The sequence below is a fragment of the Aneurinibacillus migulanus genome (assembly GCF_001274715.1).
Classification (GTDB): domain Bacteria; phylum Bacillota; class Bacilli; order Aneurinibacillales; family Aneurinibacillaceae; genus Aneurinibacillus; species Aneurinibacillus migulanus.
In genome coordinates this window covers 4657120-4683458 of the sequence record NZ_LGUG01000004.1, presented here as the reverse complement: position 1 = coordinate 4683458, position 26339 = coordinate 4657120, and the positions used below count along the sequence as shown (strand labels likewise).

Here is a 26339-nt window from a genome sequence, read left to right as displayed (position 1 = left end):
ACGGGATGAAAGCGCAGCATCAATGCGGTCGTCAAACATGGAAGTTCGCAAATGATATTCGTGTCCAAGGGAGCGCAGTGGCGGTCGGTCCTCTCGAAGGAGAAGGTCCGCTGGGTGCTGAATTCGATCACATTTATCCGGATATGTACGCTGGACAGGCCTCCTGGGAGAAAGCGGAACGGTACATGATGTGTCAGGCTGTACAAACGGCCATGAAGAAAAGTAACCTGCTGGAAGGTGAAATCGATATCGTACTTGCCGGTGATTTGTTGAATCAGACAATTTCCTCCAACTTCACAGCCAGTCAACTTAACATTCCACTTCTTGGTATGTATGGAGCCTGTTCTACATCAATGGAGACACTTTCGGTTGGCTCGGCTCTCGTTGATGCGGGCTATGCTTCTTATGTAGTAGCCACCTGTAGCAGTCATAATTGCACTGCAGAAAAACAATTCCGTTACCCAACGGAATATGGGGGACAGAAACCGGATTACGCTCATTGGACGGTGACCGGCGCGGGGGCGGCGGTCGTCGGACGCGGGGGTTCGGGCCCACGTATCACCCATGCCACCATTGGCAAAGTAGTTGACATGGGTATTAAAGATCCTTTTGATATGGGCAGCGCAATGGCACCGGCTGCGGCCGATACGCTGTCCACACATTTTCGCGACACGGATCGGTTGCCTTCTGATTATGACATGATTGTAACGGGTGATTTGGGCAAAGTGGGATATGCAATCCTAAAAGACGAAATGAGAGATTTATCGTTTGATATGACGCCAATGTATAACGATTGCGGGTTGATGATTTACAGTCCGGACCAACAAGTGTTCTCAGGGGGCAGCGGCTGTGCATCAAGCGCCGTAGTCACTTACAGTTATATTATGAATCGTTTAAGGGACGGTAGTGTTAGACGTGCGCTTATTTGTGCAACCGGAGCACTTTTCAGTCCGGTCAGCTATCAGCAGGGAGAAAGTATTCCTTGTATTGCGCATGCAGTGGCGCTGGAAGCGGAGGAGGAATAAAGAATGGGACAAGTGGCGATTGCTTTTCTCGTGGGCGGTGCCATCTGTGTTATTGGTCAAATATTGCTCGATTTTGTAAAGTTAACGCCCGCACACGTGATGAGCATTCTCGTGGCGAGCGGTGCGGTACTAGATGGGCTTGGGCTGTATGACCCGCTCATTGATTTCGCCGGTGCAGGTGCCACCGTACCGATTACAAGCTTTGGACATGCCTTATACCACGGCGCATGGCAGGAGGCGGAGCAGAACGGATTAATCGGGTTGATTACTGGCATTTTCGAGGTACCAAGTGCGGGGATTTCAGCCGCGATTGCTTTTAGTTTTTTCGCTTCACTTATTTTTAGACCGAAGGGATAATCCATGGAAAACGAAAAACGGCTAAAGCGCAACATTATTATGATTACGGACGGGGATGCGGCAGCACGCGGTACGGTAGAGGAAGTGGCACGCCGTATCGGGGGACGCTGCATCTCTCGCTCATCCGGCAATCCCACTCCGCTAACAGGAGAACGAATTGTTTCACTGATTAAGAAGGCACAGCATGATCCTGTTCTCGTCATGTTCGATGATAACGGCGATACACAGATGGGCAAAGGAGAAGAAGCGTTATACTATGTTGCCACACATCCAGATATTCATGTGTTGGGAGCCATTGCGGTAGCATCCAGGACAAGAGGGGCGCTTGGAGTAAAGGTAGACGTATGCATCGACCGTTACGGACGTAAAGTCAACCGGCCAGTCAATAAAAATGGGTTCGTGGAGGCTGGTAGCGAGGCATATATTATAGGAGACACAGTAGATGTGTTAAACATGCTGCATATTCCCGTCATTGTGGGCATTGGCGACATCGGAAAAATGAAAGGAAGGGATGAAACGTGTGTTGGCTGTCCTGTCACAATGGCAGCGGTGCGGTTTATTTTAAGTAAAAACGGTTATTCCTTAAAAAATTCACGAAATTGGAAAAATAGCTAAAATGCGTAGTTGTCATCTTTTTGTAAGGTGTGGTACTGTATAAGATATTTATATGTACATCTGTCTTGATAAATCGACATTCTTTCACGGTTCTTTATACCATGAAAGCATATCAATGTATCAAAACAGATTAGTTAGTATCGCTTGTATATAAATAATGGATGTCGATATGCCAAATTGTATGTATATAGGGTAGCAATGAGGGGGAAGCGGAGTGTTTTTACACGGAACGAGCAGAGTAAATGAAAAAGGCCACTTGGAGATTGGCGGATGCGATACAACTGATTTGGTACATGCATACCAAACGCCGCTGTACGTATATGATGAAGAGCTGATACGTGAGAAATGCCGGGCATATGTAAAGGCGTTTGAAGCGAGTGGATTTCGTTTTCAGGTCGCATACGCAAGCAAGGCATTCATGTGTATGGCAATGTGTCAGTTGGTAATGGAAGAGCAGATGTCGCTTGATGTCGTCTCAGCAGGCGAACTTTATACGGCACTGAAAGCAGGCTTTCCTGCAGAGCGTATCCACTTTCATGGCAATAACAAGACCGAAGAAGAATTGGAAATGGCGCTTGACGCCGGAATCGGCTGTTTTGTTGTAGATAACTTTTTCGAATTGGAACTGCTGCATGATTTGGCACAGAAAAAAGATAGAATCGTACCGATTCTGCTGCGTTTAACTCCGGGAATTGAAGCGCATACGCACGACTATATTTCCACCGGTCAGGATGATTCCAAATTCGGATTCGGCGTTGCTAGCGGTCAGGCGCTGCAAGCGGTCAAAGTAGCGTTGAATAAACCGTTCTACAAACTGCTGGGCATTCATTCTCATATTGGTTCGCAAATTTTCGACACGACTGGGTTTGTTGGTGCGGTTGAAGTACTGGGCGCTTTCCTTGAACAGGTACGTGCTGAGACGAAATATGAAGTGGAAGTGTTGAATCTGGGCGGTGGCTTTGGTATCCGTTATACGGAAGAAGATGATCCGTTGCCGGTAGGCGAATATGTAAAGGTAATTACTGAGGAAGTACGCCGTCAGTTTGCCATTACATCGTATCCGTTGCCTGAAATCTGGATTGAACCGGGGAGAAGCATTGTCGGCGATGCGGGTACGACGCTCTATACGGTCGGTTCTGTAAAAGATATTCCCGGTATCCGCAAATATGTGGCGGTTGACGGAGGGATGTCTGATAATATTCGACCGGCTTTGTACCAGGCAAAGTATGAAGCGGTGCTTGCTAATCGTGCCGGAGAAGAAGCGGTTGACATGGTATCGATTGCAGGAAAATGCTGTGAGTCCGGAGACATGCTTATCTGGGATTATGTACTGCCGAAAGCAAACCCTGGTGATATTCTTGGTGTTTCCTGCACAGGCGCATACGGCTATTCGATGGCTAATAATTATAATCGAATTCGCCGTCCGGCAGTTGTATTCGTCAAAGAAGGACGTGCTGAAGTGGCGGTGGAGAGAGAAACATACGAGGATTTAATTAAAAATGACCGTGTATTTCCACGGGTGTTAAGCCGTTCCGTATAAGGAATTTCATGAAGAAGGGCGAAGCCGATTGTTGGCTTCGCCTTTTTGTGTTTGTCCAGCTATATTTTATGATTCAATACCTGCGGCGATGTGTGAGGCGATTTGCTGCAAATCGTTTGGTGTATACTGGTCGTTATGTTCCACGAATGTCGGATGGAAGCCGTCTTCCCTGCCGTAGCGCGGTAAAATATGCAGGTGATAGTGGAATACGGTTTGACCAGCTACTTTGCCACTGTTATTCAGTAGATTCACGCCATCTACGTTGAATTGCTTTTTGATAGCGTTAGCTATTTTCGGTACGCAGGCGAATAGATTGGATGCTGTCTCGGGTGTAAGTTCAAAAATATCCTGCTGATGGATTTTCGGTATGACCAGCGTATGTCCTTTGGTTACCTGGCTAATATCAAGAAAAGCTAATACGTGTTCATTCTCGTAGACTTTGGATGAAGGAATTTCCCCTTTTATAATTTTGCAGAAAATGCAATTCGGATCGTGTGACATCGTGTTCATCCTTTCTGTTTTCTTTCTATTCTACCATCAAAGTTTTCTCTGATGAACCTCTCCCCTCTACGCTACCGCTTATTCGTTTGGGGCGCGGGGTGGTGGCTATCCATTTTGGATGGTACTAGATAATCAACCCCCTTTATGTAAAAAAATTTAAAACCTTTATGTTAATTTGACATTCTTTTCAGGATTATTCGATATTTTGTCATATTTTAATGTTAAATTGCATTAAATTGATGCTGAAATGCATTCGTGGGTAAAAATGTTTAAAATAATATATGGATTATCATTTTTCAGTATATTAGAATATGTGGTGGATGCACATTTGCATTAAATACTCTCCTCCTGTTCTGATTATTCCTTATAAATAAAGTTTTTAATTTTGGCATAGTACTTGCTATGTAATTAGGGCGAAGGAAAAAGAGGAAGGAGGCGAAGAAGAGGGTGAAGACGTTGGACTCATATACAGTACCTGATTTTACTAAGCTGTGGAACCAGATGCCATATGGCATGCTTGTTCTGTCACCAGAAGGGTATGTAACAGGTTGGCAGGGCGAGCTAGAAAATTGGTTTTTGTTTAAAGAAAGCGATATCATACGGAAGCACCTCTCTGATGTCCTGCCTCTTATTTTTTCTTCGTATGAATCGTTCCTTCGCATTGGACAAGAGTACTGGGAGACGCAGATTAGAACACCTTCTTTTTCCCTGCGTGGGGAATGGAAGCGGTATATCGAAGGTGGTATTCATACAGCGGATTTTCTTGTTTTGCGGCGGGATGAGCAGTATTTTGAGCTGGAGAATATTTTTGACACGTCGTTTGACGAAATTCTGGTTACGGACGGCGAAGGGCGGATTCTGCGCGCTGGTCCAAAAAGCGAGCAGCTATACGGGAAAACAGTGGAAGAACTCCTCGGGATGAAGACGACGGATCTTGCAGAACTCGGCGGATTTACGCCAAGTTTGACGCCAGAAATCATCGAGAGGCGGACCAAGGTATCGGGCATACAAGTAACTGCCAACGGAAAGAAGCTGTATGTCATCGGTAATCCGGTATGTAATCCGGACGGCAGCATTCACCGCATTATTTTTAATTCGCGCGAGTATGAAGAGGTAGAATTGCTCCGCCAGCGGTTGGAAACGACGGAAAGCTTGCTGGATGCATACCGGATAGAGCTTGAGAAGCTAAAGCAGAACAAAGAGGAGACACAGCCGGATATGGTTGTACTGTCCCCTGAGATGCAGCAGATTTACCAATTGGCCGAGCGAATGGCACATGTGGATTCTACCATCCTTATTATCGGGGAATCCGGTGTCGGGAAAGGCATGATTGCCCAACGCGTGCATCGCAGCAGCCATCGCCACGATAAGAACTTCGTGCACATTAATTGCGGAGCTCTTCCTGAAACGCTTATTGAATCGGAATTGTTCGGTTATGAGAAGGGAGCGTTTACAGGAGCGAACACTGCAAAGAAAGGTGTGCTTGAAATCGCGGACGGAGGTACAGTATTTCTTGATGAAATCGGAGAAGTGCCGATCAATGTACAGGTAAAGCTCTTGCAATTCCTGCAGGACAATACGTTCCGCAGATTGGGTGGCAATCAGTTAATGACCGTAAATACGAGAATTATTGCAGCGACAAACCAGGATTTGCGAAAACGAATTATGGAAGGACGCTTTCGGGAGGATTTATTCTATCGGCTGCACGTCATTCCGATTTCCGTACCTCCGCTCAGACGGCGCCAAGAAGAGATTCCGGCTCTTATTCAGCATTTTGCAGCCCGTTTTGCCAAAAAATACGGACTTGTAAAGAGTTTCCACGAGGACGCGATCGAATTATTAACCGCATATGATTGGCCCGGCAATGTACGAGAGTTGGAGAATATGGTAGAGCGTCTTATCGTGACGAGCGAGGGAAACCAGGTTCTGCCTCATCACCTCCCCGTGGGCATTGTCAAAGACGGAGACGAATACCGTGTAGCGCCTGTAGTGAAAGTGAAGGGGCTATGTCCCCTGAAACAGGCGGTGGAAGAAGTGGAAAAGCAACTCCTCTCCATGGCATATGAGAAGTATGAGAACACGTATCGCTGCGCCGAGGTGCTGAAGGTCAATCAGTCTACGGTAGTTCGCAAACTGAACAAATATTTAGGAACAGGAAAGGGAGAGAGCATATGACAACGAATACAAAAATGATGCCAGGTCAAAAATCAGTGGAGCTTCACGCACGCCGTCAGGATGCAGTAGCAGTAGGGCCGTATCATGTGACTCCGCTATATATCCAATCCGCACAAGGTGCTATCGTTACCGACGTTGACGGTAATGAAATTATTGACTTCGCTGGCGGTATTGGCATGCAAAACATCGGCCACTGCCATCCAAAAGTGGTGAAGGCAATACAAGAGCAGGCTGCTTCTTCGATTCATAGCTGCTTTCATGTGATGCCGTATGAAAGCTATATTGAGCTTGCAGAGAAGTTAAACGAGAAAACGCCGGGCGATTTTAAAAAGAAAACAATGTTTGCGAACAGTGGAGCGGAAGCGGTAGAGAATGCCGTGAAGATTGCACGTAAAGCAACTGGTCGTAGTGCTGTCGTATCTTTCGAACGCGCATATCATGGCCGTACGCTGATGACTATGTCCTTAACAAGCAAAGTAAATCCGTACAAACATGGCTTCGGTCCGTTTGCACCGGAAACATATAAATTGCCTTATCCTTATTATTACCGTGCACCGCAAGGCATGCTGCCGGAAGAACTGGACGAGCAAATTTTAGACCATTTTGAACAATTCTTCCTCGGAGAAGTGGCTCCGGATAATATAGCTGCCATCATTATGGAGCCGGTACAGGGCGAAGGCGGTTTCATCGTACCTTCAGCCGGATTTGTGCAGGGCGTACGCCGTATCTGCGACAAGTACGGCATCATTATGATTGCCGATGAGATTCAAACCGGATTTGCCCGCACAGGAAAGTTGTTTGCGATGGAAAACTTTGGCGTAGCCGCTGATATTACGACATTGTCTAAATCCATTGCCGCTGGTATGCCACTAAGTGCCATTACTGGTCGTGCTGAATTAATGGATGTACCAGGACCGGGACAGCTTGGCGGTACGTTCTCAGGAAGTCCGGTAGCGTGCGCCGCTGGTCTGGCTGTGCTCGATGTTATCGAAGAAGAGAACTTGACGGAGCGTGCTCAGGTCATTGGTACACGCATGCTGGATGCGTTCCGCAGCTGGCAAGAAAAATACGACATTATTGGAGACGTACGCGGGCTAGGTGCAATGGTCGCTATGGAATTGGTTACTGATCGCGTAACGAAGGTACCTGCAAAAGACGCAACCTCAAAAGTGGTTAGCGAGTGCTGGAGCAATGGACTGATCGGTCTGAGTGCAGGCCTTTTCAGCAATGTACTTCGTTTCTTACCGCCGCTTGTTATTACAGATGAGCAGCTGGATAAAGGGTTGAACATTCTTGAGCAGGCGATTGCGAGTGTTTCGAAATAACGGATAAGCCATAGAAAATCGTAATGAGAAACAGAAGGTGATGAATTTCTCCGGCGGATGCTATGTTCCGCTGGAGACCCTATACAATATGTAGAAAGAAAAGGGGTTAAACATGAAAAAAGAACAGCAACAGCTAGATAAAGTATTATCAAGATTTGACGTTCTTGCACTCGCATTCGGCGCCATGATCGGCTGGGGCTGGGTTGTACTGGCCGGTGACTGGATTCGTCAGGCAGGGACGATGGGTTCTGTGCTTGCATTCATAGGCGGCGGGATTATGGTTGTATTTGTCGGATTGGTATATTCGGAGCTGACCTCGGCCATGCCGGAAACCGGTGGGGTCAACGTGTTTTTGCAGCGTGCGATGGGATACCGCTGGGCCTTTATCGCCTCCTGGGCGATAGCGCTTGGTTATGTATCGGTCGTTGCGTTTGAAGCGGTGGCGCTTCCGACAGTTGTTGAGTACTTGTTTCCGAATTACCAGGTTGGATATTTGTGGAATATTGCGGGGTGGGATGTATACGCTTCCTGGGCTGGTATCGGAGTTATCGGTTCGATTATCGTAACAATCATTAATTACCGTGGATTGAAACAGGCTGCCATTTTCCAAATTGTATGTACAGTTATGCTGACAGTTATCGGTTTAGTTCTTATCGTAGGCAGCCCGATTACGGATAGTCCGCAGAATGTATCGCCGATGTTTGTAGGCGGAGCCGCAGGTTTGTTTGCCGTCTTGATTATGACACCATTCATGTTTGTCGGTTTCGACGTCATTCCGCAGACGGCCGCAGAGATTAATCTACCATTCAAACAAATAGGAAAAGTCCTTATTACATCTGTTATTATGGCTGTCACCTGGTATGTTGGTATTGCGTATGCAGTAGGACATTCACTCAGCTTAGAGGACATCGCGAAATCCGCCCTACCAACCGCGGATGCGCTGGCGGCTGTAATGGGAACGCCGTGGGGTGGTAAATTACTGATTATTGCCGGTATTGGCGGTATTTTAACAAGTTGGAATGCATTCTTCGTTGGCGGCAGCCGTATTCTGTATGTTATGGCACAAACGGGTATGCTTCCACGGGCGCTAGGACACTTGCATCCCAAATATAAAACGCCTACCAATGCTATCCTGCTAATCGGTGTCTTATCCACGATCGCTCCGCTATTTGGACGTAAAACGCTCGTGTGGTTAGTAGATGCCGGTGGATTGACGATCATGATGACATATATGCTCGTTTCCTTGTCGTTCATCATTCTGAGAAAACGGGAGCCGAAGATGGACAGGCCATTCCGTGCAGGGAAATCCGCTTGGATTGGATACGCCGCGTTTATATCGAGTGCGTTTCTGGCAGTACTGTATCTGCCGGGCATGCCTGCGGCTCTTGTCTGGCCGTACGAATGGATTATTTTCGGCGGCTGGTGGTTAATTGGTGCATACTTCTTCTTTAAACTTCCTAAGAAACCGTTTGCAGCTAATGTGCGGGATTGGAATGAGGAAGTAAGTAAAAAGCGTGCATAAAAACGATATATTATTATCCTGGTCCAATGGGCAGTAAGACTCTACTTCAAGTACGTTACGTGGAGGATAACTGCCCCTAAGACCCGATGCGTGCAACTAACTACCAGTGGAGGGTAAAGAACCCTAAGCTGATGGAAGTTTTACTTTATCGAATTGTAAAGGTAGGAGAGAGTGCGATGCGTTATAACAACTATATTAACGGACAATGGAAAGAGCCTTCCAATGGCGAATATACCTTGAACCGGAATCCACACAATCAAGAAGACGTGTTGGGCGAATTTCCTGTAAGTGCGGCTGAAGATGCGCGTGAAGCGGTGGCCGCGGCGAAAAAAGCGTTCCCTGCATGGAAGAAACTATCGTTCCAGCAGCGTGCGGCGTATTTACAGAAAGCGGCCGATATTTTGAAAGCGAACCTGCAGGAAGTGGGAAGGGACCTGACACTTGAAGAAGGAAAGACGTTAGCAGAGGGTGTAGGGGAGACTCAGCGTGCCATCAGCATCCTGGAATATTATGCTGCAGAAGCGCGTCAGCCGCTTGGGGATGTGATTCCTTCTGCCAATGCGGAGACGTTCCTGTATACTACACGCGTACCGGTTGGTCCTATTGGGCTGATTACGCCATGGAACTTCCCGATTGCCATTCCTGTTTGGAAAATGGCCCCGGCATTAATCTATGGTAATACGATAGTGATTAAACCTGCCGATATCACTCCGAAATCCGTATACCATGTAATGAAGGCGTTCGATGAAGCGGGTATTCCGGCAGGTGTCGTGAACTGCGTATTCGGCAGAGGCTCCGTGGTTGGTGCTGAAATTGTAGAGAATTCAGATATTAAAGCAATATCGTTTACCGGATCTAATCAGGTCGGTCTTCAAATCCAAGAGCAGGCGACAGCTAAAGGCAAAAAAGTGCAATTGGAGATGGGAGGCAAAAATCCACTCATCGTACTGGCGGATGCAGATGTGGAAAAAGCAGTCGATATTGCCATAAACGGCGCATTTAGGTCCACAGGGCAGAAATGTACTGCGACGAGCCGCATTATTGTTGAAGAAGGAATCTATGAAGCGTTCAGTAACCGACTTGTCGAGCGTACCAAGGAACTGAAAGTAGGAAATCCGCTCGATGGCGACGTATTTATGGGTCCGGCAGCATCCAAAGCGCAGCGCGATGGCGTACTGGAAATGATCGAGGCCGGTAAGAAAGAAGCGACTCTTCTTTGCGGTGGCGAAGCACCGGCGGATGAAGCACTGGCGGCTGGATTTTATGTGCAACCGACCGTATTCGGGAATGTGTCTCGCGATGCGCGCATTGCGCGGGAAGAGATTTTCGGACCGGTCATTGCGCTGTTTAAAGTGAAGAACTATGAAGAAGCGATTGATATGGCTAATGATACGGAATATGGTTTAAGTTCAGCGATTTGTACGAACAATCTAACGCTTGCTCAACGCTTTATTGATGAGATCGAAGCCGGTATTGTACACGTGAATTCTGAAACTGCGGGGGCGGAGCCACAGGTGCCGTTCGGCGGCTGCAAGAGTTCAAGCACCGGTTCCCGTGAGCAGGGTAAGACAGCTATCGAATTCTATACACAGGTTAAGACGGTGTATATGGATCGGATGTAACAGCATCACTCCGTGACAAAAAATTGACAATGTCAAAAACGGAGGGATATGATCAGGAGAAGAAAAATCTCCTGGAAAGTGGTGTTGTAGGAATGTTCACAGGTAAGACGTATTTCATTGCGGGTCACGCCCGCCTGCCGCAAGGAATGGCGGCGCGCAGCATATTTGATACACTGACGATTACTGTGGAAGCAGACGCGAAATACCATGTTATTCTGGAAGCTTCTTGCACGCTGGCAACGGATCATGGCCGAGATTTCATCGGCCAGTTGCTGCGCGGCTGTAGCCTGCAGGATGGAATCGAGGATCTCAGCCGGCGCATTATGGACTTCTATCAGGGTAAAGCCCAGAATGCGCTGGTGGCTGCTCTCCGCGATTTGCATAATCAGTATTTGCTGTATATTCAGAAATAGAAAAGTGAAAAAAATTATTGACAGAATGCTAGTGAAGATATAGAATAAGAATATAAACACAGTAGCAAACTTCAAAACCTTGCAGAGAAGTTACCCTTCTCGCACTCTGGTGTATGCTTGCCTGTGACTCTTACTAAGTTACTAACAAATTGTATAACTTCAAACTGTCTAATTTACTGCTCTTCGAGCAATCGAAGCCGTTTCGTAAATAAGAGCCAGTTGTACTATCCACCCTGTATAAATTGAGGGGGAAGTATAACTGGCTTTTTGTTTTATATGCGGGAAGCGAATCGAACGGTCTCTCGGATTGCATGATGGGCAAGGGGAATCCGGCCACCACCCCGGTCGGACTTCTCATTCATAACCAAAACAAATAACAATGGAAAGATGGAGGAGGAACCAAGTATGGCAACAGCAATGGAAACAAAAGTAGAAATGAAGTATATTACGAAGCAACCAGGCTATGAAATTATGCCGCATCCGCAGCATAAAAGAATGTACCATATTCAATTGAACAACCAACTGCTCCAACAATTCTTTGCCAGCTGCAAGGAAGCAAGCGAGCAATCTCTGCAATACGTTCCATATTCCCGTCAAATCTTGGCGCATCAGTTCCGTGAACTGTTCGGCGAATCGTTCATGGAGAACATCCGAAACATCGTAAACGAGCGCGAAACTGGTGGCTTTACGATTGGTGTACAGGGTCAAACAGAAGATAGAGGAGAATTTGTTAAGTTTGCGACGGCACTGACGCACCTTATCGGCATTCCGAACTTCGATGCAATGACTGGAACGTTCTATGCCCGCTTTACAGTAAATGATACGGATAACAGTGATTCATACTTGCGTCAGGCCTATCGTTTATTTACACTGCATACCGACGGTACGTTCGTTGATGAGCCAACAGACTGGCTTCTAATGATGAAAATGGATGAGAAAAATGCGGTCGGCGGAGAATCTCGTCTGATTCACCTTGATGATTGGGAGGACTTGGATAAATTTAGCAAGCATCCGCTTGCTACGACCAAAATCACATACAAAGCACCGCCAAGCAAAAACGTACAGCAAACCGTACAACGCGAAACGTTTTTTGATATTAATAACAAGCCTTGCATTTGCTTCATTGATCAATTCGCATATCCGGAAACGATTGAGCAAGCGATGTATTTGAAAGAAATGTCCGAATCTCTGGAAAACTCTCCGGCGACTCTCGCGCTGAAGCTTCCGATCGGAGATTTGGTAATCCTGAACAATACATTCTGGATGCACGGGCGTGCGGCATTCGAGAAGCACCCAGAGTTGCATCGTGAACTGATGCGTCAACGAGGATGCTTCACTCGAGTATAATAAAAATAACATATAGTTGGATATTTTAGGCAGGTTCTTCTCTTGAAGACCTGCCTTAGATGGCATATAAATAAAAATCATAGCACAATATTCCATAGCTGGATTAGAGGAGGAAGACAGCATGTATGATTTTGCGATAGTCGGTGGAGGGATTGTAGGGTTATCAACCGGAATGGCATTGACGAAGCGGTACCCGGGTGCAAAAATTGTCATGATTGAGAAGGAGAAGGATTGGGCTCATCATCAAACCGGTCATAACAGTGGTGTAATTCACTCCGGTATTTACTATAAACCAGGTAGTTATAAGGCACGTTTTGCAAGGGAAGGCAACGCGGCCATGGTACAATTCTGCGAAGAGCATGGCATCGCATATGATGTATGTGGTAAAGTCATTGTCGCGACGGAACCAGAAGAGCTTCCATTAATGGATAATCTGTATGAGCGCGGCCTACAGAATGAATTGGCTGTGCAAAAAATTGGGCCGGAAGAGCTTAAAGAAATCGAGCCGCATGTGGCAGGTCTTGGGGCACTTCGCGTACCGAGCTGTGGTATTGCTGATTATAAAGGTGTTTCCAGAACTTTTGCCAGGATTATCGGGGAAGGTGGTGGTGATATCCGCCTCGGCACGAAGGTGGAGAACATCGCTGAAGAAGCACAGGGAGTTACAATTGAAACGAACCGTGGCACACTAAAAGCCCGTTTCCTGATTAACTGTGCCGGACTGCACAGCGACCGCGTAGCAAAAATGGCCGGCATGCACACCGGCATGAAAATTGTGCCATTCCGTGGCGAATATTATGAGCTTGCCCCAGAGAAACGGCATCTTGTTAAACATCTAATTTACCCGGTACCGAACCCGGACTTTCCGTTTCTCGGCGTTCACTTTACCCGTATGATTAATGGGGAAGTTCACGCGGGTCCAAATGCGGTACTGGCCTTTAAACGTGAAGGGTACACGAAGTCAGATATCAATATAAAAGATTTGTTGGAGGTATTAACGTATCCAGGCTTCTGGAAAATGGCCATGCCAAATATGAAAGAGGGCATGAAGGAAATGGTACGATCTTTCAGCAAGCAGGCATTTCTGCAAAGCTTGCAACGCCTGATTCCAGAGCTTACGGAAAAGGATATCGTTCCGACTCATGCAGGCGTACGGGCGCAGGCGCTCATGCACAACGGAAACATGGTGGATGACTTCGCTATCTTCCCGGGTAAAAGCTCGCTTCATGTATGTAACGCTCCATCTCCAGCAGCGACCGCTTCTATTAAAATCGGAGAAGAAATCGTAAATAAATTACCTGATAATATAGTTAGTGAACTGAAATCTCTGGTTGTTCCAGCTGTTACTGTATAACGTTTGTATTATGCACTTATACAACAATTTCCATTCTATAATAAAAAAGCCCGGTGTTCGTATACCGGGCTTTTTTAGCAGATGCAACCACGGTAAATTTTTGTATGTACGGCACATCATATACCGTATCTGCTATAATAAAATAAGATAGTAACAATAGTATTGGAAAATAAAGGGGGAGATGGTTGTTGGAATATGTGCAAGAGTACAAAGTAGCCCATAAAAAGCTTACAAAGGCCAAAATTCTAAAGCGGGCATTCTTTATTATTTTAGGTTCAATCCTGATGGCTATTGGATTGGAGATTTTTCTGGTTCCTAACCAAATTATCGATGGTGGTATTGTAGGTATCTCTATTATTCTTTCTCACTTGACAGGAATGAAACTTGGCATTTTTCTTTTTGTTCTTAACCTTCCGTTTCTTATTCTCGGTTATAAACAGATTGGAAAGACATTCGCGCTCTCCACATTGCTGGGCGTTACTGTTATGTCTATCGTCACTTCCTTTCTTCACCCTGTACCGGAACTAACAGAGGATCCATTGCTAGCTGCGGTATTTGGTGGAATTATTCTGGGCATTGGGGTAGGAATGGTTATCCGTTATGGAGGTTCGCTTGACGGAACCGAGATTATTGCAATTGTCTTCAATAAACGGCTCCCTTTTTCGGTAGGAGAGACGGTTATGTTTTTTAATATTTTCATTCTTGGCAGTGCGGGTTTCGTCTTTGGCTGGGATCGGGCCATGTATTCACTGATGGCATACTTTATTGCATTCAAGATGATTGATGTCACCATCCAGGGGCTAGATGAATCGCGTTCCGTCTGGATTATTAGTGAAAAGCACCGTGAAATCGGTGATGCGCTACTTGCTCGCCTCGGACGTGGCGTCACTTACCTAAATGGGGAAGGTGCATATACTGGCGACGATAAAAAAGTAATTTTCTGCGTTGTTACTCGTCTGGAAGAGGCGAAGCTGAAATCGATTATCGAGGATATTGATGAAGCGGCGTTTCTGGCAGTTGGCGCGATTAACAATGTAAAAGGCGGAAATTTCAAGAAGAAGGACATTCACTAAAGAAATAGCTACACGAGAAGCAGCCAATAGTAGAGGGCTGCTTTTTTGTTGAATGGCCTATTTTGAAGAGTTTCGGATTTTGCTACAGGTTGTAAAAGAAATTATAATGAGGCAGTCGATAATTCTATCTTGCCTTAATGGGTAGTAATACCCTTACTGAGTGAAGTTTTACTTTATTAGCACGTAAAAAGGAGGACGGATGTATGGCACCGGCAAGCATGCTAATTACCGGAATCCGGGTCTATGCGGAGAAAGGCATAATTAATGAAGGCTATGTGGCTATCCGAAACGGAAAAATCCACGAAGTTGGACAGATGGCTGGTTGTACGGACACGGACGGGTATGATCGGCTCTTTCCCTTCTCGAATTCTTATAAGCTTCTTCCCGGTATGATCGACTTGCATATTCACGGTGCGGGCGGAGCAGATACGATGGATGCTACCCACGAGGCTATACAGACGATTGCAGCACGGTTGCCTCAGGAAGGAACGACAAGTTTCCTCGCCACAACAATGACACAGGAGGTAAAGCATATCGAGCGTGCGCTGGTAAATGTCGCAGACTATCGCAAACAGGCAAACGGGCCGGGAGAAGCAGAGATACTAGGTGTGCATTTGGAAGGGCCATTTCTATCGCCCAAGCGAGCGGGTGCCCAACCGGCGGATAAGATGCTTAACCCAGATATCGCTTTGTTCGAGAGGTGGCAAAGAAGCGCTGCTGGGTTGATTCGACTTGTTACCGTAGCACCTGAGTTGCCAGGCGGCATGGAATTCGTATCACATCTGGCGCAGTGTGGTGTGGTGGCTTCTGTCGGACATTCTGATGCGACATATGCAGAGGTGGCAGAAGGGGTGCGCTGCGGCTTGAAGCATGTAACACATCTGTTTAACGGCATGCGTGGTTTGCATCACCGCGAACCGGGCGTTGCCGGTGCAGCCTTGCTCCATCCTGAATTGCTTGCTGAGCTGATAGTGGACGGTATTCATGTTCATCCTGAAATGATTAAGCTTGTCTACCAGCAAAAAGGACGGAACGGATTGACGTTGATCACGGATGCAATGCGAGCCAAATGCCTTGGTGAAGGAACGTATGAGCTGGGTGGACAGGAAGTAACCGTACAAGATGGTCGTGCTTTACTTTCGGATGGCACACTTGCCGGCAGTATCGTTAAGATGAAGGATGCAGCCGCGAACGCCATGCACTTTACCGGATGTACGCTCGAAGACATTGTTTATATGACAGCGGTAAACCCGGCTAAACAGCTTGGGTTATTTGCAAGCAAAGGAAGTATCGCTCTGGGCAAGGATGCCGATCTTGTTGTATTGGACAAGAATCATGAGGTTGTTCTCACGTTATGTAGAGGGGAAATCGCCTTTCATGCATGTTGAATAATTGTCATAGTATAAATCATATAAATTCCATTGACGCTTTATCGGAAAAGATTTAAAGTTAGGCTACTATAGATAAAATTTATAGAAATTGTCGGTCACCGGAAGCAAAAGTATAACGTATTTGTATAGGGTAGAGGTGGTCCTACATGCACCAGGAATGGAGCTTACGAGGGGTATGGCAATGCCTGCCCGATAAAGAGAATATATTGGAAAACGGCATCGAAAATAAAATCGTATATGCGCCTGAGATACACCCGTGGAAGGAGATTGTCGTGCCTTCTCACTGGCAGAAAGCGGGATTCGAACAGCATCAGGGTGCGATGTGGTATAGGAGGACATTCCTCGCGCCGAACAAGCAAGAGAATCTCGGCTATCACCTGCATTTTGGAGGCGTGGACTATTTCTCCGAAGTATGGCTGAATGGAATGTATCTGGGCGCGCACGAAGGGGATTTCGATCCGTTTGCATTTTCTGTAACCGGTTTCCTTCGCTTTGGCAAGGAAAACGAACTTATTGTGAAAGTCGTTTCCGCTATCGATAAGAAGCCGGAACGAAAAGAAATCGCCAAAGGCGGTTTATATCACTGGGATTGTTTGCCGGTGCGCCAGGAAGGACTGTCCGATTGTCCGGAAGTGCCGTCGGCAGCCAGCGCTCATTATCCGAATCCATTACTGAATCCGGGCGGCATCTGGCAGGATGTGACGCTAGTAGCGAAGCCCGTTGTTCATATCGAACGCTTGCGCATTACACCGCATCTACGCGATGAATATACAAAAGCAAACATATATGTTGATATAGAAGTACGCAATGAGACGGGTGAGGAGCAGGATATTGAGCTGCGTGTGAAGATTGCACCGCATAATTTTCCAAAAGAGGGTAGGGAAGATATCGCCCAGGTGTCAGCGACGTTTCTGCGTCCGGGAAGCCTGAATCACACGACACGTCTTACTATACAGAATCCTGCGCTATGGTGGAGTTGGGATTTAGGGCACCCTCATTTATATACGGCGACTGTAGAAGTGAAAATGGACGGTACTATTATCGACTCGTCAAGTGAGGTGTTCGGCATCCGTGAAATCACACGTGATGAGAAATGGCAATTCCGCCTGAACGGCGAGCGAATTTTCATTAAAGGAAACAATTATTTATCCGATCAATTCCTTTCGCTCATGACAGCTTCACAGTATGAGCAAGATATACAGATGATGCTTGATGCATATATGAATATGACGCGTTTGTTTGCACATGCGGAAAAACCGGAGTTTTACCGTTTATGTGATGAGAAAGGGATTATGATTTTTCAGGATTTGCCGTTCCAGTGGGGATATCGCTCAGATGGTGAATTCATTACCCGTGCAGCAGATGTAGCACGAAGGTATGTAGAGATGCTGTATAATCATCCGTCAGTCGTGCTCTGGTGTTGTCACAGTGAATCGCGTTTACATGATTACAATAAGCTCGATAATGTGCTTATGGAGACCGTAAAATCGATTGATGTAACGAGGCCTATACACAAAAACTCGGTACTTATCGATCGAGGAGAGCTGCCAGCGTTCTTTGCAACGTGGGAGGAGTTTGCTAAATATGTACCAAATCATCTAAGCGTTAACTGGGTTGGTTGGTACTGGGGCAAGATTACGGACGCTGAATTTTATAATCCGATGTTTATCACAGAATACGGAACGCAATCGTTGCCGGATGAAGAGTCGCTGAAGAAGTTCATCGTGGAGGAAAAACTCTGGCCGTTGGATATGGAAGCATGGCGCATGCGTGGGTTCCAGAATAATATCTACACCAAGATGATGGGAGAATATCCAACGACGCTAGGCGAACTGGTCGAGCGTACACAGGAGTATCAGGTGCAGTTCTATAAAGAGCATACTGAGGCATTGCGACGTAAGAAATATAATAATGTGAACGGAATCATGCAGTTTCACTTTGTTAATACGTGGCCTGCGATCGATTGGGCAATCGTGGATTATTATCGCCGTCCGAAAAAAGCCTACTACGCTGTCGTTCATGCGTTTGCACCGCTCCAACTATCCTTTGCCGGTCATGTGGAACGGCTTGAGAATGCATTGCGTATTACGATGGAGGCATGGGTGGTTAACGACTATCGTCGTGAATTGGAAGGACATGAGATTTCATATCGATTGCTTGCATCGGATGGTACGGTGATAGAGGAACGTGCCGTACTTGCGCCATTAATTACACCGGACTCCTCCCGTTGCTTTGATCAGGCGGTGCTCGATTTACCGCTGACGGAGGAGGTATACCGTATCGAAGGCGACCTGCGCGATAAGGAAGGAAACATTATTGCACGCAATACGAAAATTTTGTTTCCACGCATCAATGAAGCGGAAGTAGAGACAGCCGCACATGTGAATGCGGGCTTATAAAACAAAGCTTCTATAAAAAGGGGAACTTACTGCCCGCTAGATCGGGATAAACGAAAGGAGACGCCATGGGTACCGTCATTACGCTCGGGGAGATGCTAATCGATTTTGTACCGGAGGCAAACGGGCAGGCGCTTGAGGAAGTGCCATCGTTTAAGAAAGCGCCAGGCGGTGCGCCTGCTAATGTGGCTGCCGCCGTTGCCCGCTTAGGCGGAACCTCCCGCTTTCTCGGGAAAGTGGGAGCCGATCCGTTCGGTGATTTTCTCATCGGCACGCTGGCGAATACAGGTGTGGATACAGGAAGAATATATCGAACGGATGAAGCGAAGACGGCGCTTGCATTTGTATCCTTGAAAGAAGACGGTGAGCGCGACTTTCTTTTCTATCGGGAGCCTTCGGCGGACATGCTGCTTACAGAGGTGGAAATTACAGAGGAAGTACTAGCTGGGGGCGTGATTTTCCATTACGGATCGATTTCGTTGATTGCGGAACCGGCACGGAGCGCGACGGTAAAAGCGGCCCGGCTGGCGCGAGAAAGAGGGATGCTTGTAAGCTATGACCCAAACTTGCGTTTGCCCTTATGGCCGGGAGGTGCGCCAGCGGCTAAGGAAGCGATTCGGGAACATGTACCGCTTGCGGATATTGTGAAAGTAAGCGAGGAAGAATTAACATTTTTGACCGGAGAGACTGATATTATCGCCGGTGCCTCCTGGTTTTTCGCCCAGGGCATACGCTTATTGCTCGTTACATTAGGTAAGGAAGGTTGTGCTTACGTACGACCGAACGATACAGTGAAGCGGCTTCCCGGCTTTACAGTGCGAGCGGTGGATGCTACCGGTGCCGGAGACGGCTTTGTCGGAGGCTTTCTGCATCGAATCGCTGAAGCAGGCATAAGGCCTGAAGCACTGGCAAAGCTACCGAATGGCGAATTGGAGAATATGTTACATTTCGCAAATGCGGTTGGTGCGTTGACCACGATGAAGCGTGGCGCGATTTCGGCGTTGCCTTCGATGGATGAAGTAAAGGAACTGATGAAACACTAGCATAAATATAAGACAGACGTATGACAGGAATCGTTTTTGAAAAGCGATTCCTGTTTTTTAATGGATAAGAAACTAGATGTCGCCATAAAGCAAGAAAGCGACATCTAGTTTCTTCCGATAGTATCACTTGAAAAACATGCGAGGCGTGTGCCAAACGTTGCTTTTTCCTTATGGAGCGTGTGGCATGGCGGGCGAAAAAGACCGACAACTGTCTCCTTCACCCGAGATGCCCAGATGTTTTGTCGGTCCGCTCGAAGTGACACAAAGTGGCCGTTTGGCTTCGTTGTGGAAAAAGGACGAGCGGCAACACCCGCGAGTTTTTCTTATTTTCTTCATTCTTGCGCTAATTGGGTACGTGTAATATGTATAATGAGGTTGATTGTATGATATTAACTGGCATGGGTTCGTCATACGCTGTTTGATTTGCAGCTAATAGAGGAGGTAGGCATATGCTGTTGAACATTCACGGTTTTTCTTCGTCCGGTACAAATGCGAAATACACATTTTTGCGCAGCGTATTTCCTGAAGAAACAATAGTATCGTTCGATTTGCCGATCGAGCCACGGGCTGCGATTCGGGAATTAGAGCAGAGTATTGAAAAGCATAAGACAGAGCCGATTTTGCTGGTCGGTTCCAGCCTGGGAGGGTTTTATGCTTATTATTTATCAGTGAAATATGACTGTCATGCTGCGCTCTTAAATCCGTCGCTGATGCCGTTTGCGACGTTGATGGATTGTCTGGGGGAAAATACGAATTATGATACAGGTGAACCGTTCGTATTTACCGAAGGGCATATTAAACAGCTGCGAGATATGTTTCAGGAAATCTACCTGGAAGGAAATCACGCGCTGCTGCATGTTTTTGTATGTGAAGATGATGAACGTCTTGACCATACTCAAACGAGAAAAATGCTTAAAGGTTGCGGCACATTTGTTTCCTTTCCAAACGGCGGACATCGGTTCGCAGAACTGGAACGGATTCAAGATACAATGAGTCATATTTATGCTGCTTTGATCAAATAGGGAAAAGGAACAGAAGGGGGATCAAGAACGATGCTGTGTCATGTATTTGTATATGGAACGCTTTGTCGGGGAGAATGTAACCATACCGTTGTGGAACCGTTTGTAACAAATGTAAGAGAGGCAACGGTTAGAGGCTGGTTGTATGATTTGCCTTATGGATATCCGGCGGTTATCCGTGGGCAGGGTATTGTAAACGGTCAACTGCTTGAACTGGATTCCGGACGGCTGGAAGAAGCGCTGCAAGCGATGGATAAGCTGGAAGGCTGCGAAGAAGGAGAGTATGAACGGATCGTCATCAGGGCGAATACCAGGACAGGGGAGGCAATTTCCTGCTATATCTACGTTTATCCGAAGGAAAGACAGACATGGCTGGACGATAAGGCGGAATTTGTTCCATCCGGTGACTGGCGGATGCACAGGAAAGGGCGGGGATGGCTCCCTTACTTCGCGTATGGTTCGTGCATGAACCGGAATAGCTTTATGATTGATGTGCCGCAGTTTTGTGTTATAGGCCGGGCCGTGTTGCCTGATTACCGAGTTGGCTTCACACGCTATTCCCATCAAAAATGGGGCGGGGGCGTAGCAGATATCGTTCCTTCTCCAGGCAGTGAAACGGAAGGAGTACTCTATTTGATTCCGCCGGAACTGCTGCCGAACTTGGATGCACGGGAGGGCGAGGGCATTTCGTATAGCAGAGAGATAGTAAAAGTAAAAGCGGGGGATCAATTCATTGAAGCAATTACGTACATGGTGATTGACAGAAAGCCGGATCAGGCGCCGAGCCAAGCATACCGGCAGACCATTCTGGACGGATGCGATCTGTTGAGCAAAGCCTATGTGCAGAAGCTGAAGGCGTTTATGGATCAGCTAAACTAATACAAAAAACGGGGTGGACATGTGTGTCCGCCCCGTTTTTACAAGGAAGGTCTACTCTTCCCAGACTTTTACTTCTTTCATTTTGTCTCCATTGCGCATGTTTTTTGCATGCTCTAGGCCTTCGGTAACCTGGCCGAATACGGTGTGCACACCGTCCAAGTGTGGTTGGGCCTCATGCACGATGAAGAATTGGCTGCCGCCGGTATCACGTCCCGCGTGAGCCATGGAAAGCGCGCCAGGAACATGCTTGTGCGGATTGCCTTGCGTTTCGCACTTGATAGTGTAGCCAGGTCCGCCGGTTCCTGTGCCGTGCGGGCAGCCACCCTGACTTACAAAGCCAGGAATTACGCGGTGGAATGACAGGCCGTTGTAGAACCCTTCGTTTGCCAGTTTTTCGAAGTTCTCAACCGTGCCGGGAGCGGCTTCCGGGTAGAATTCAATCAGGATTTTGTTGCCGTTTTCAAGCTCGATGCTGCCTTTTTTCGCCATTATGTATTCACTCCTTTTCGTTCGTTCGTTTTATTCTATCACAGCGGTTGTGCAACCTACAACTTGCGAGCTTGTTTGACAATGTGAAATTGAACGTGGACAGGTCATGATCGATACGCTATACTAAGAGTACAATTTCATCGGAGTAATCCTTCGGGGCAGGGTGGAATTCCCTACCGGCGGTGTTAGAGGCAGTGGCCTCTTCAGTCCGTGAGCTGCGGTTTACATAACCAATGCTGACCTGGTGTGAATCCGGGACCGACAGTATAGTCTGGATGGGAGAAGGATATGTAGTTCGGATTGCAGGTGTAGTCTGTTGTGTTTGTGTTACGATTTTTTCTGCTCACATATGGGAGCGAAGAAGTCGCTTGGACTCTGGCATCGATCTACCTTTTTTCAGAAAAACGAGCCCTGAAAGCGGTATGATACCGTCTTTCAGGGCTTTCTTTGTCATAGGCATGAAAGGCCATGTGTACTTATGATAAAGAATGTCAAGCGTATGACACCGTTATTTTCTCCTGCCCTGACCGATATCGGTTTATTACAGAGAAATGACGGAATCATGCGCTTTTTTGTGTCAGTTAGACATTTTGTGTCTTATTCCTGCCTTTGTTGAGGCGAACAGACGATGAAAGTGGTGGAACATTCAGAGAGCAGGCGAGGGAGGATAGAAGGATGGAACATAGAGACTATATGAAACTTGCGCTGCAGCTTGCGGAAGCAGTACGAGGCCAGACCAGCCCTAACCCGGCTGTAGGTTGTGTGCTTGTTAAGGAGGGTCGGATTGTCGGTATGGGTGCCCACCTACGAGTGGGAGAGGCACACGCCGAGGTGCAAGCACTTCGCATGGCGGGGGATGCAGCCAAGGGAGCGACGGCTTATGTCACGTTGGAGCCATGCAGCCACCATGGTCGAACTCCGCCTTGTGCAGATGCACTTATTGAGCATGGTATTCGTACCGTAGTTATAGCAATGCTTGATCCAAACCCGCTGGTGGCAGGACGCGGAGTCACGGAGCTTACCAATGCGGGTATTGAAGTGCTTACAGGTATTTGTGAAGCGGAAGCGAAAAGACTGAATGAAGTGTTCATCAAATTTATTACAACAAAAAAACCGTTTGTAACGGTCAAAACCGCAATGACGCTTGATGGCAAGATGGCAACGTATGCTGGAAGCAGCCGCTGGATTACTGGCGAAGAGGCCCGCCTGGAGGTGCATCAGATGCGGCATAAGCATGATGCGATTCTTGTTGGCGTCAATACGGTGTTAACCGATGATCCGCAGTTAACGACCCGCCTGGCACTGGGCGGCCAAAATCCGGTGCGCGTCATTATTGATACGACGCTGCGCATTCGGCTGGATGCAAGGGTGCTGACCGATAAACAGGCGCCGACATGGATTTTTACTACCGAACGTGCAGATTCTATGAAATGGGAACGGCTTGAAGAGATGGGGATTCGTGTTTTCTCTACAGGAAACAATACGAAAGTGGATATTGAACGTCTGCTTGCCTTGCTCGGCGAACAGCAGATTTCATCTGTGCTTGTAGAAGGAGGCAGTCAGATTAATAGCGCTTTTCTGCATGCACGGGCGATTGACAAAGTAGTATCTTATGTTGCACCGAAACTGGTAGCAGGACAGGGGGCCCCTACTCCGTTCGGCGGGCTGGGCATCGAAGATATGAACGACGCCATATCCCTTGCGGATATTTCATTTGAAAAAATTGGCGACGATATTAAAATCACCGGGTATCCGGTATGGGGGTGAGTGTATGTTTACAGGAATTATCGAAGAAATTGGCACCATCCGCTCTATTAAACGGGGAGACCGCTCCGCCGTGCTGGATATATCCGCCGACAAGGTACTGACAGATGTACGGTTAGGAGACAGCATTGCAGTCAACGGTATCTGCCTGACAGTTACAACATTTTCCTCCCGGAATTTTACGGTGGATGTTATGCCGGAGACGTTGGAGAAAACAAGCTTATCCACGATAGGGCCGGGTTCGCAGGTAAATCTGGAGCGAGCAATGGCGGCGGGTGACCGGTTCGGTGGACACTTTGTCTCTGGACACGTGGATGGCACCGGATTCATTGCAGATAAACGTTCGTATGGCAATGCGGTGCTATATAAGGTAGAAGCGGATGAGACACTGTTGCGATACATCATTCCGAAAGGGTCTGTTGCTATCGACGGTATCAGCCTGACTGTTGTGGACGTAACTGAAACCGGCTTTACCGTCTCCATTATTCCACACACGCTGGCCGGGACGGTGCTGCAGTATAAAGAAAAAGGCGATTTGGTCAATCTAGAATGCGATATGATAGGCAAATACATCGAGCGGTTTGTTACATGGCGCGAACAGAAGAAGAGCCGCGCCTCACTGACAGAGAGCTTCCTATCTGAGCACGGATTTCTCGATTAAGTAAAACAAGGAGTGGAGACAATGTTTCATTCGATTGAAGAAGCGATTCTGGATTTGAAGCAGGGCAAACCGATTATTGTCGTAGATGACGAAGATCGCGAGAATGAAGGAGATTTTGTTGCATTAGCGGAGAAAACCGATGCGGCGATGATTAATTTTATGGTTACGCACGGCCGGGGATTAGTCTGCGTTCCGGTTACGGAAGAGCGGGCAGCAGAACTTGCGCTAGCCCCAATGGTGGATCGTAACACCGATGCACATGGAACGGCGTTTACTGTCTCGATCGACGAAGCGACAACTACAACTGGCATCTCAGCATTTGAGCGGGCCCAAACGGTGCAGGCGATGATGGATTCGTCGTACGGACCGGAAAATTTCCGCCGCCCCGGGCACATTTTTCCGCTTATCGCGCGAAAAGGGGGCGTACTGCGTCGTGCCGGTCATACGGAAGCAGCGGTGGATTTGGCACGTCTGTGCGACAGCTATCCGGCTGGAGTTATTTGCGAGATTATGAATGAAGACGGCTCGATGGCGCGGGTGCCGGATTTGGCACAAATTGCTGAAAAGCACGATTTGAAAATGATTACGATTGAGGAATTGATTCGTTATCGTACACGTTATGACAAGCTGGTAAAGCGGGAAGTAGAGGTCGTGCTTCCGACTGAATACGGACACTTCCGCATGGTAGCGTATACGAATGATGTGGATGGCAAAGAGCACGTAGCGCTGGTGAAAGGTGATTTGGATGCTGAGACACCTACACTTGTCCGGGTTCATTCCGAGTGTTTGACCGGAGATGTGTTCGGTTCGTTCCGCTGCGATTGCGGGCCGCAGTTGCATGCGGCGTTGCGTCAAATCGAAGAAGCGGGACGTGGCGTGCTACTGTATATGCGTCAGGAAGGCCGGGGTATCGGACTTATTAATAAGCTGAAAGCGTACAAGCTGCAAGAAACAGGGCTGGATACGGTGGAAGCGAACGAAAAACTGGGATTTGCAGCCGACCTGAGGGAGTATGGCATCGGGGCACAAATTCTTGCCGATTTAGGTGTAGGCAAGATGCGTCTCTTGACGAATAATCCACGTAAAATCAAGGGTGTGGAAGGCTATGGTTTGCAGATGGTTGAGCGAGTGCCGCTGCAGATGGAAGCGGTGGCTGACAATGAACGATATCTTCGCACGAAGCAAAGCAAGCTTGGCCACTTATTGAATTTATAGTTTTTGCACAAGTAACATCAGACTGCGCTACGTAACACAAAAATATAAGCTTAGTAAACGGAGGTTTAATCATGGCAAAAGTATATGAAGGAAATTTAGTAGGAACAGGATTACGAATCGGCATTGTTGTTGGACGTTTTAATGAATTTATTACCAGCAAGCTGTTGGGCGGTGCATTGGATGCTCTTAAGCGTCATGGTGTGGAAGAAAACGATGTAGAAGTGGCTTGGGTACCAGGTGCTTTCGAGATTCCATTGTTCGTAAAGAAGATGGCCGAATCAGGTAAATACGATGCGGTTATCGCGCTCGGAACAGTTATTCGCGGCTCTACCCCGCATTTCGATTATGTGTGCAACGAGGCGGCAAAAGGCGTCGCTTCTATCGGATTGTCCACCGGTGTTCCAACAATTTTTGGCGTGCTGACGACCGATACGATTGAACAGGCCATTGAACGGGCAGGTACAAAGGCGGGCAATAAAGGATGGGAAGCGGCAGCCGCGGCTATCGAAATGGCAAACCTGTCTAAATCTTTTGCATAATATAACATAGCCTTCTAGCTCTACTCCTTTTTGCGGAGTAGAGTTTTCTTTTTGTCGTAAAACGGCGAAACCGC

24 protein-coding genes and 1 riboswitch are annotated in these 26339 nt (G+C 47.4%); of the genes, 22 read left to right on the top strand and 2 right to left on the bottom strand.

From position 1 onward, the window contains the following. Positions 1-5: 5 nt before the first annotated feature. The 4 genes from spoVAD to lysA all read left to right on the top strand — a co-directional run bounded on the left by spoVAD (position 6) and on the right by lysA (position 3537). Positions 6-1025 (top strand): stage V sporulation protein AD, encoded by a 1020-nt coding sequence (spoVAD, locus tag AF333_RS24370; RefSeq protein WP_043068025.1) that lies wholly within the window; start codon positions 6-8, stop codon positions 1023-1025. Between the two features lie 3 nt (positions 1026-1028). Then, entirely contained in the window at positions 1029-1382 is a 354-nt protein-coding gene (gene spoVAE, locus AF333_RS24365) for a stage V sporulation protein AE (RefSeq protein ID WP_043068024.1), read from the top strand. A 3-nt stretch (positions 1383-1385) separates the two neighbouring features. Further along, positions 1386-1997, top strand: a complete 612-nt coding sequence (locus tag AF333_RS24360) for a stage V sporulation protein AE (RefSeq protein WP_043068023.1) — start codon at positions 1386-1388, stop codon at positions 1995-1997. A 214-nt stretch (positions 1998-2211) separates the two neighbouring features. Continuing rightward, positions 2212-3537, top strand: a complete 1326-nt coding sequence (lysA, locus tag AF333_RS24355) for a diaminopimelate decarboxylase (RefSeq protein ID WP_043068022.1) — start codon at positions 2212-2214, stop codon at positions 3535-3537. A 66-nt stretch (positions 3538-3603) separates the two neighbouring features. Here the strand turns inward: lysA and AF333_RS24350 are convergent, their stop codons facing one another. Continuing rightward, a complete protein-coding gene (locus AF333_RS24350) occupies positions 3604-4038 on the bottom strand; it encodes an HIT family protein (RefSeq protein WP_043068021.1) in 435 nt (144 codons plus the stop codon). A gap of 447 nt (positions 4039-4485) precedes the next feature. Here AF333_RS24350 and AF333_RS24345 point away from each other — a divergent pair, with 447 nt between their 5' ends. The 14 genes from AF333_RS24345 to AF333_RS24285 all read left to right on the top strand — a co-directional run bounded on the left by AF333_RS24345 (position 4486) and on the right by AF333_RS24285 (position 21597). Further along, entirely contained in the window at positions 4486-6213 is a 1728-nt protein-coding gene (locus tag AF333_RS24345; protein WP_052812335.1) for a sigma 54-interacting transcriptional regulator, read from the top strand. Further along, positions 6210-7538, top strand: a complete 1329-nt coding sequence (gabT, locus tag AF333_RS24340) for a 4-aminobutyrate--2-oxoglutarate transaminase (RefSeq protein WP_043068020.1) — start codon at positions 6210-6212, stop codon at positions 7536-7538. Before AF333_RS24345 ends, gabT begins: the two co-directional genes overlap by 4 nt. A 112-nt stretch (positions 7539-7650) precedes the next feature. Continuing rightward, positions 7651-9060: an APC family permease gene (locus AF333_RS24335; RefSeq protein WP_043068019.1), complete on the top strand. Its 1410-nt coding sequence runs from the start codon at positions 7651-7653 to the stop codon at positions 9058-9060. 176 nt (positions 9061-9236) lie between these two features. Next, a complete protein-coding gene (locus tag AF333_RS24330) occupies positions 9237-10682 on the top strand; it encodes an aldehyde dehydrogenase family protein (RefSeq protein ID WP_043068018.1) in 1446 nt (481 codons plus the stop codon). Positions 10683-10774: 92 nt separating this feature from the next. Further along, on the top strand, positions 10775-11095 hold the full coding sequence (locus AF333_RS24325) for a DUF3870 domain-containing protein (RefSeq protein ID WP_043068283.1): 321 nt from the start codon (positions 10775-10777) through the stop codon (positions 11093-11095). 405 nt (positions 11096-11500) lie between these two features. Next, positions 11501-12442 (top strand): glutarate dioxygenase GlaH, encoded by a 942-nt coding sequence (gene glaH / locus AF333_RS24320; RefSeq protein ID WP_043068017.1) that lies wholly within the window; start codon positions 11501-11503, stop codon positions 12440-12442. 121 nt (positions 12443-12563) lie between these two features. Beyond that, positions 12564-13796 carry an L-2-hydroxyglutarate oxidase gene (lhgO, locus tag AF333_RS24315; RefSeq protein ID WP_043068016.1) on the top strand — a complete coding sequence of 411 codons (1233 nt, stop codon included), beginning with the start codon at positions 12564-12566 and terminating at the stop codon, positions 13794-13796. 188 nt (positions 13797-13984) lie between these two features. Further along, on the top strand, positions 13985-14869 hold the full coding sequence (locus AF333_RS24310; RefSeq protein WP_264760725.1) for a YitT family protein: 885 nt from the start codon (positions 13985-13987) through the stop codon (positions 14867-14869). Positions 14870-15072: 203 nt separating this feature from the next. Beyond that, entirely contained in the window at positions 15073-16257 is a 1185-nt protein-coding gene (gene nagA, locus AF333_RS24305; protein ID WP_043068015.1) for an N-acetylglucosamine-6-phosphate deacetylase, read from the top strand. Positions 16258-16406: 149 nt separating this feature from the next. Then, positions 16407-18659: a glycoside hydrolase family 2 protein gene (locus AF333_RS24300; protein ID WP_043068014.1), complete on the top strand. Its 2253-nt coding sequence runs from the start codon at positions 16407-16409 to the stop codon at positions 18657-18659. Between the two features lie 65 nt (positions 18660-18724). After that, the gene (locus tag AF333_RS24295; protein WP_043068013.1) at positions 18725-19699 is read left to right on the top strand and encodes a PfkB family carbohydrate kinase; all 975 of its coding nucleotides are present in this window, start codon (positions 18725-18727) and stop codon (positions 19697-19699) included. 127 nt (positions 19700-19826) lie between these two features. Continuing rightward, the gene (locus tag AF333_RS36290) at positions 19827-20060 is read left to right on the top strand and encodes a hypothetical protein (RefSeq protein ID WP_235496924.1); all 234 of its coding nucleotides are present in this window, start codon (positions 19827-19829) and stop codon (positions 20058-20060) included. Positions 20061-20148: 88 nt separating this feature from the next. Beyond that, positions 20149-20721 (top strand): YqiA/YcfP family alpha/beta fold hydrolase, encoded by a 573-nt coding sequence (locus AF333_RS24290; RefSeq protein WP_052520550.1) that lies wholly within the window; start codon positions 20149-20151, stop codon positions 20719-20721. 30 nt (positions 20722-20751) lie between these two features. Further along, on the top strand, positions 20752-21597 hold the full coding sequence (locus AF333_RS24285; RefSeq protein ID WP_043068012.1) for a gamma-glutamylcyclotransferase: 846 nt from the start codon (positions 20752-20754) through the stop codon (positions 21595-21597). 51 nt (positions 21598-21648) lie between these two features. Here AF333_RS24285 and AF333_RS24280 read toward each other — a convergent pair whose 3' ends face one another. Next, positions 21649-22086 (bottom strand): peptidylprolyl isomerase, encoded by a 438-nt coding sequence (locus AF333_RS24280; RefSeq protein WP_043068011.1) that lies wholly within the window; start codon positions 22084-22086, stop codon positions 21649-21651. Positions 22087-22231: 145 nt separating this feature from the next. Beyond that, positions 22232-22377, top strand: a riboswitch (FMN riboswitch). A 384-nt stretch (positions 22378-22761) separates the two neighbouring features. On the opposite strand from AF333_RS24280, the gene ribD reads away from it, so the two are divergent. From ribD to ribH, 4 genes are all read left to right on the top strand, one after another. Continuing rightward, positions 22762-23853 carry a bifunctional diaminohydroxyphosphoribosylaminopyrimidine deaminase/5-amino-6-(5-phosphoribosylamino)uracil reductase RibD gene (ribD, locus tag AF333_RS24275; protein WP_043068010.1) on the top strand — a complete coding sequence of 364 codons (1092 nt, stop codon included), beginning with the start codon at positions 22762-22764 and terminating at the stop codon, positions 23851-23853. 4 nt (positions 23854-23857) lie between these two features. Next, positions 23858-24511, top strand: coding sequence for a riboflavin synthase (gene ribE / locus AF333_RS24270; protein ID WP_043068009.1), 654 nt, complete (start codon positions 23858-23860; stop codon positions 24509-24511). A gap of 21 nt (positions 24512-24532) precedes the next feature. After that, on the top strand, positions 24533-25726 hold the full coding sequence (locus tag AF333_RS24265) for a bifunctional 3,4-dihydroxy-2-butanone-4-phosphate synthase/GTP cyclohydrolase II (RefSeq protein ID WP_043068008.1): 1194 nt from the start codon (positions 24533-24535) through the stop codon (positions 25724-25726). A 71-nt stretch (positions 25727-25797) separates the two neighbouring features. Then, positions 25798-26265, top strand: a complete 468-nt coding sequence (gene ribH / locus AF333_RS24260; RefSeq protein WP_043068007.1) for a 6,7-dimethyl-8-ribityllumazine synthase — start codon at positions 25798-25800, stop codon at positions 26263-26265. Positions 26266-26339: the final 74 nt, after the last annotated feature.

Coding starts and splice junctions, on each gene's coding strand:
- spoVAD (WP_043068025.1), top strand. CDS start 6: ATGAAAGCGCAGCATCAATGCGGTCGTCAAACATGGAAGTTCGCAAAT.
- spoVAE (WP_043068024.1), top strand. CDS start 1,029: ATGGGACAAGTGGCGATTGCTTTTCTCGTGGGCGGTGCCATCTGTGTT.
- AF333_RS24360 (WP_043068023.1), top strand. CDS start 1,386: ATGGAAAACGAAAAACGGCTAAAGCGCAACATTATTATGATTACGGAC.
- AF333_RS24350 (WP_043068021.1), bottom strand. CDS start 4,038: ATGTCACACGATCCGAATTGCATTTTCTGCAAAATTATAAAAGGGGAA.
- gabT (WP_043068020.1), top strand. CDS start 6,210: ATGACAACGAATACAAAAATGATGCCAGGTCAAAAATCAGTGGAGCTT.
- AF333_RS24335 (WP_043068019.1), top strand. CDS start 7,651: ATGAAAAAAGAACAGCAACAGCTAGATAAAGTATTATCAAGATTTGAC.
- AF333_RS24330 (WP_043068018.1), top strand. CDS start 9,237: ATGCGTTATAACAACTATATTAACGGACAATGGAAAGAGCCTTCCAAT.
- AF333_RS24325 (WP_043068283.1), top strand. CDS start 10,775: ATGTTCACAGGTAAGACGTATTTCATTGCGGGTCACGCCCGCCTGCCG.
- glaH (WP_043068017.1), top strand. CDS start 11,501: ATGGCAACAGCAATGGAAACAAAAGTAGAAATGAAGTATATTACGAAG.
- lhgO (WP_043068016.1), top strand. CDS start 12,564: ATGTATGATTTTGCGATAGTCGGTGGAGGGATTGTAGGGTTATCAACC.
- nagA (WP_043068015.1), top strand. CDS start 15,073: ATGGCACCGGCAAGCATGCTAATTACCGGAATCCGGGTCTATGCGGAG.
- AF333_RS24300 (WP_043068014.1), top strand. CDS start 16,407: ATGCACCAGGAATGGAGCTTACGAGGGGTATGGCAATGCCTGCCCGAT.
- AF333_RS24295 (WP_043068013.1), top strand. CDS start 18,725: ATGGGTACCGTCATTACGCTCGGGGAGATGCTAATCGATTTTGTACCG.
- AF333_RS24290 (WP_052520550.1), top strand. CDS start 20,149: ATGCTGTTGAACATTCACGGTTTTTCTTCGTCCGGTACAAATGCGAAA.
- AF333_RS24285 (WP_043068012.1), top strand. CDS start 20,752: ATGCTGTGTCATGTATTTGTATATGGAACGCTTTGTCGGGGAGAATGT.
- AF333_RS24280 (WP_043068011.1), bottom strand. CDS start 22,086: ATGGCGAAAAAAGGCAGCATCGAGCTTGAAAACGGCAACAAAATCCTG.
- ribD (WP_043068010.1), top strand. CDS start 22,762: ATGGAACATAGAGACTATATGAAACTTGCGCTGCAGCTTGCGGAAGCA.
- ribE (WP_043068009.1), top strand. CDS start 23,858: ATGTTTACAGGAATTATCGAAGAAATTGGCACCATCCGCTCTATTAAA.
- AF333_RS24265 (WP_043068008.1), top strand. CDS start 24,533: ATGTTTCATTCGATTGAAGAAGCGATTCTGGATTTGAAGCAGGGCAAA.
- ribH (WP_043068007.1), top strand. CDS start 25,798: ATGGCAAAAGTATATGAAGGAAATTTAGTAGGAACAGGATTACGAATC.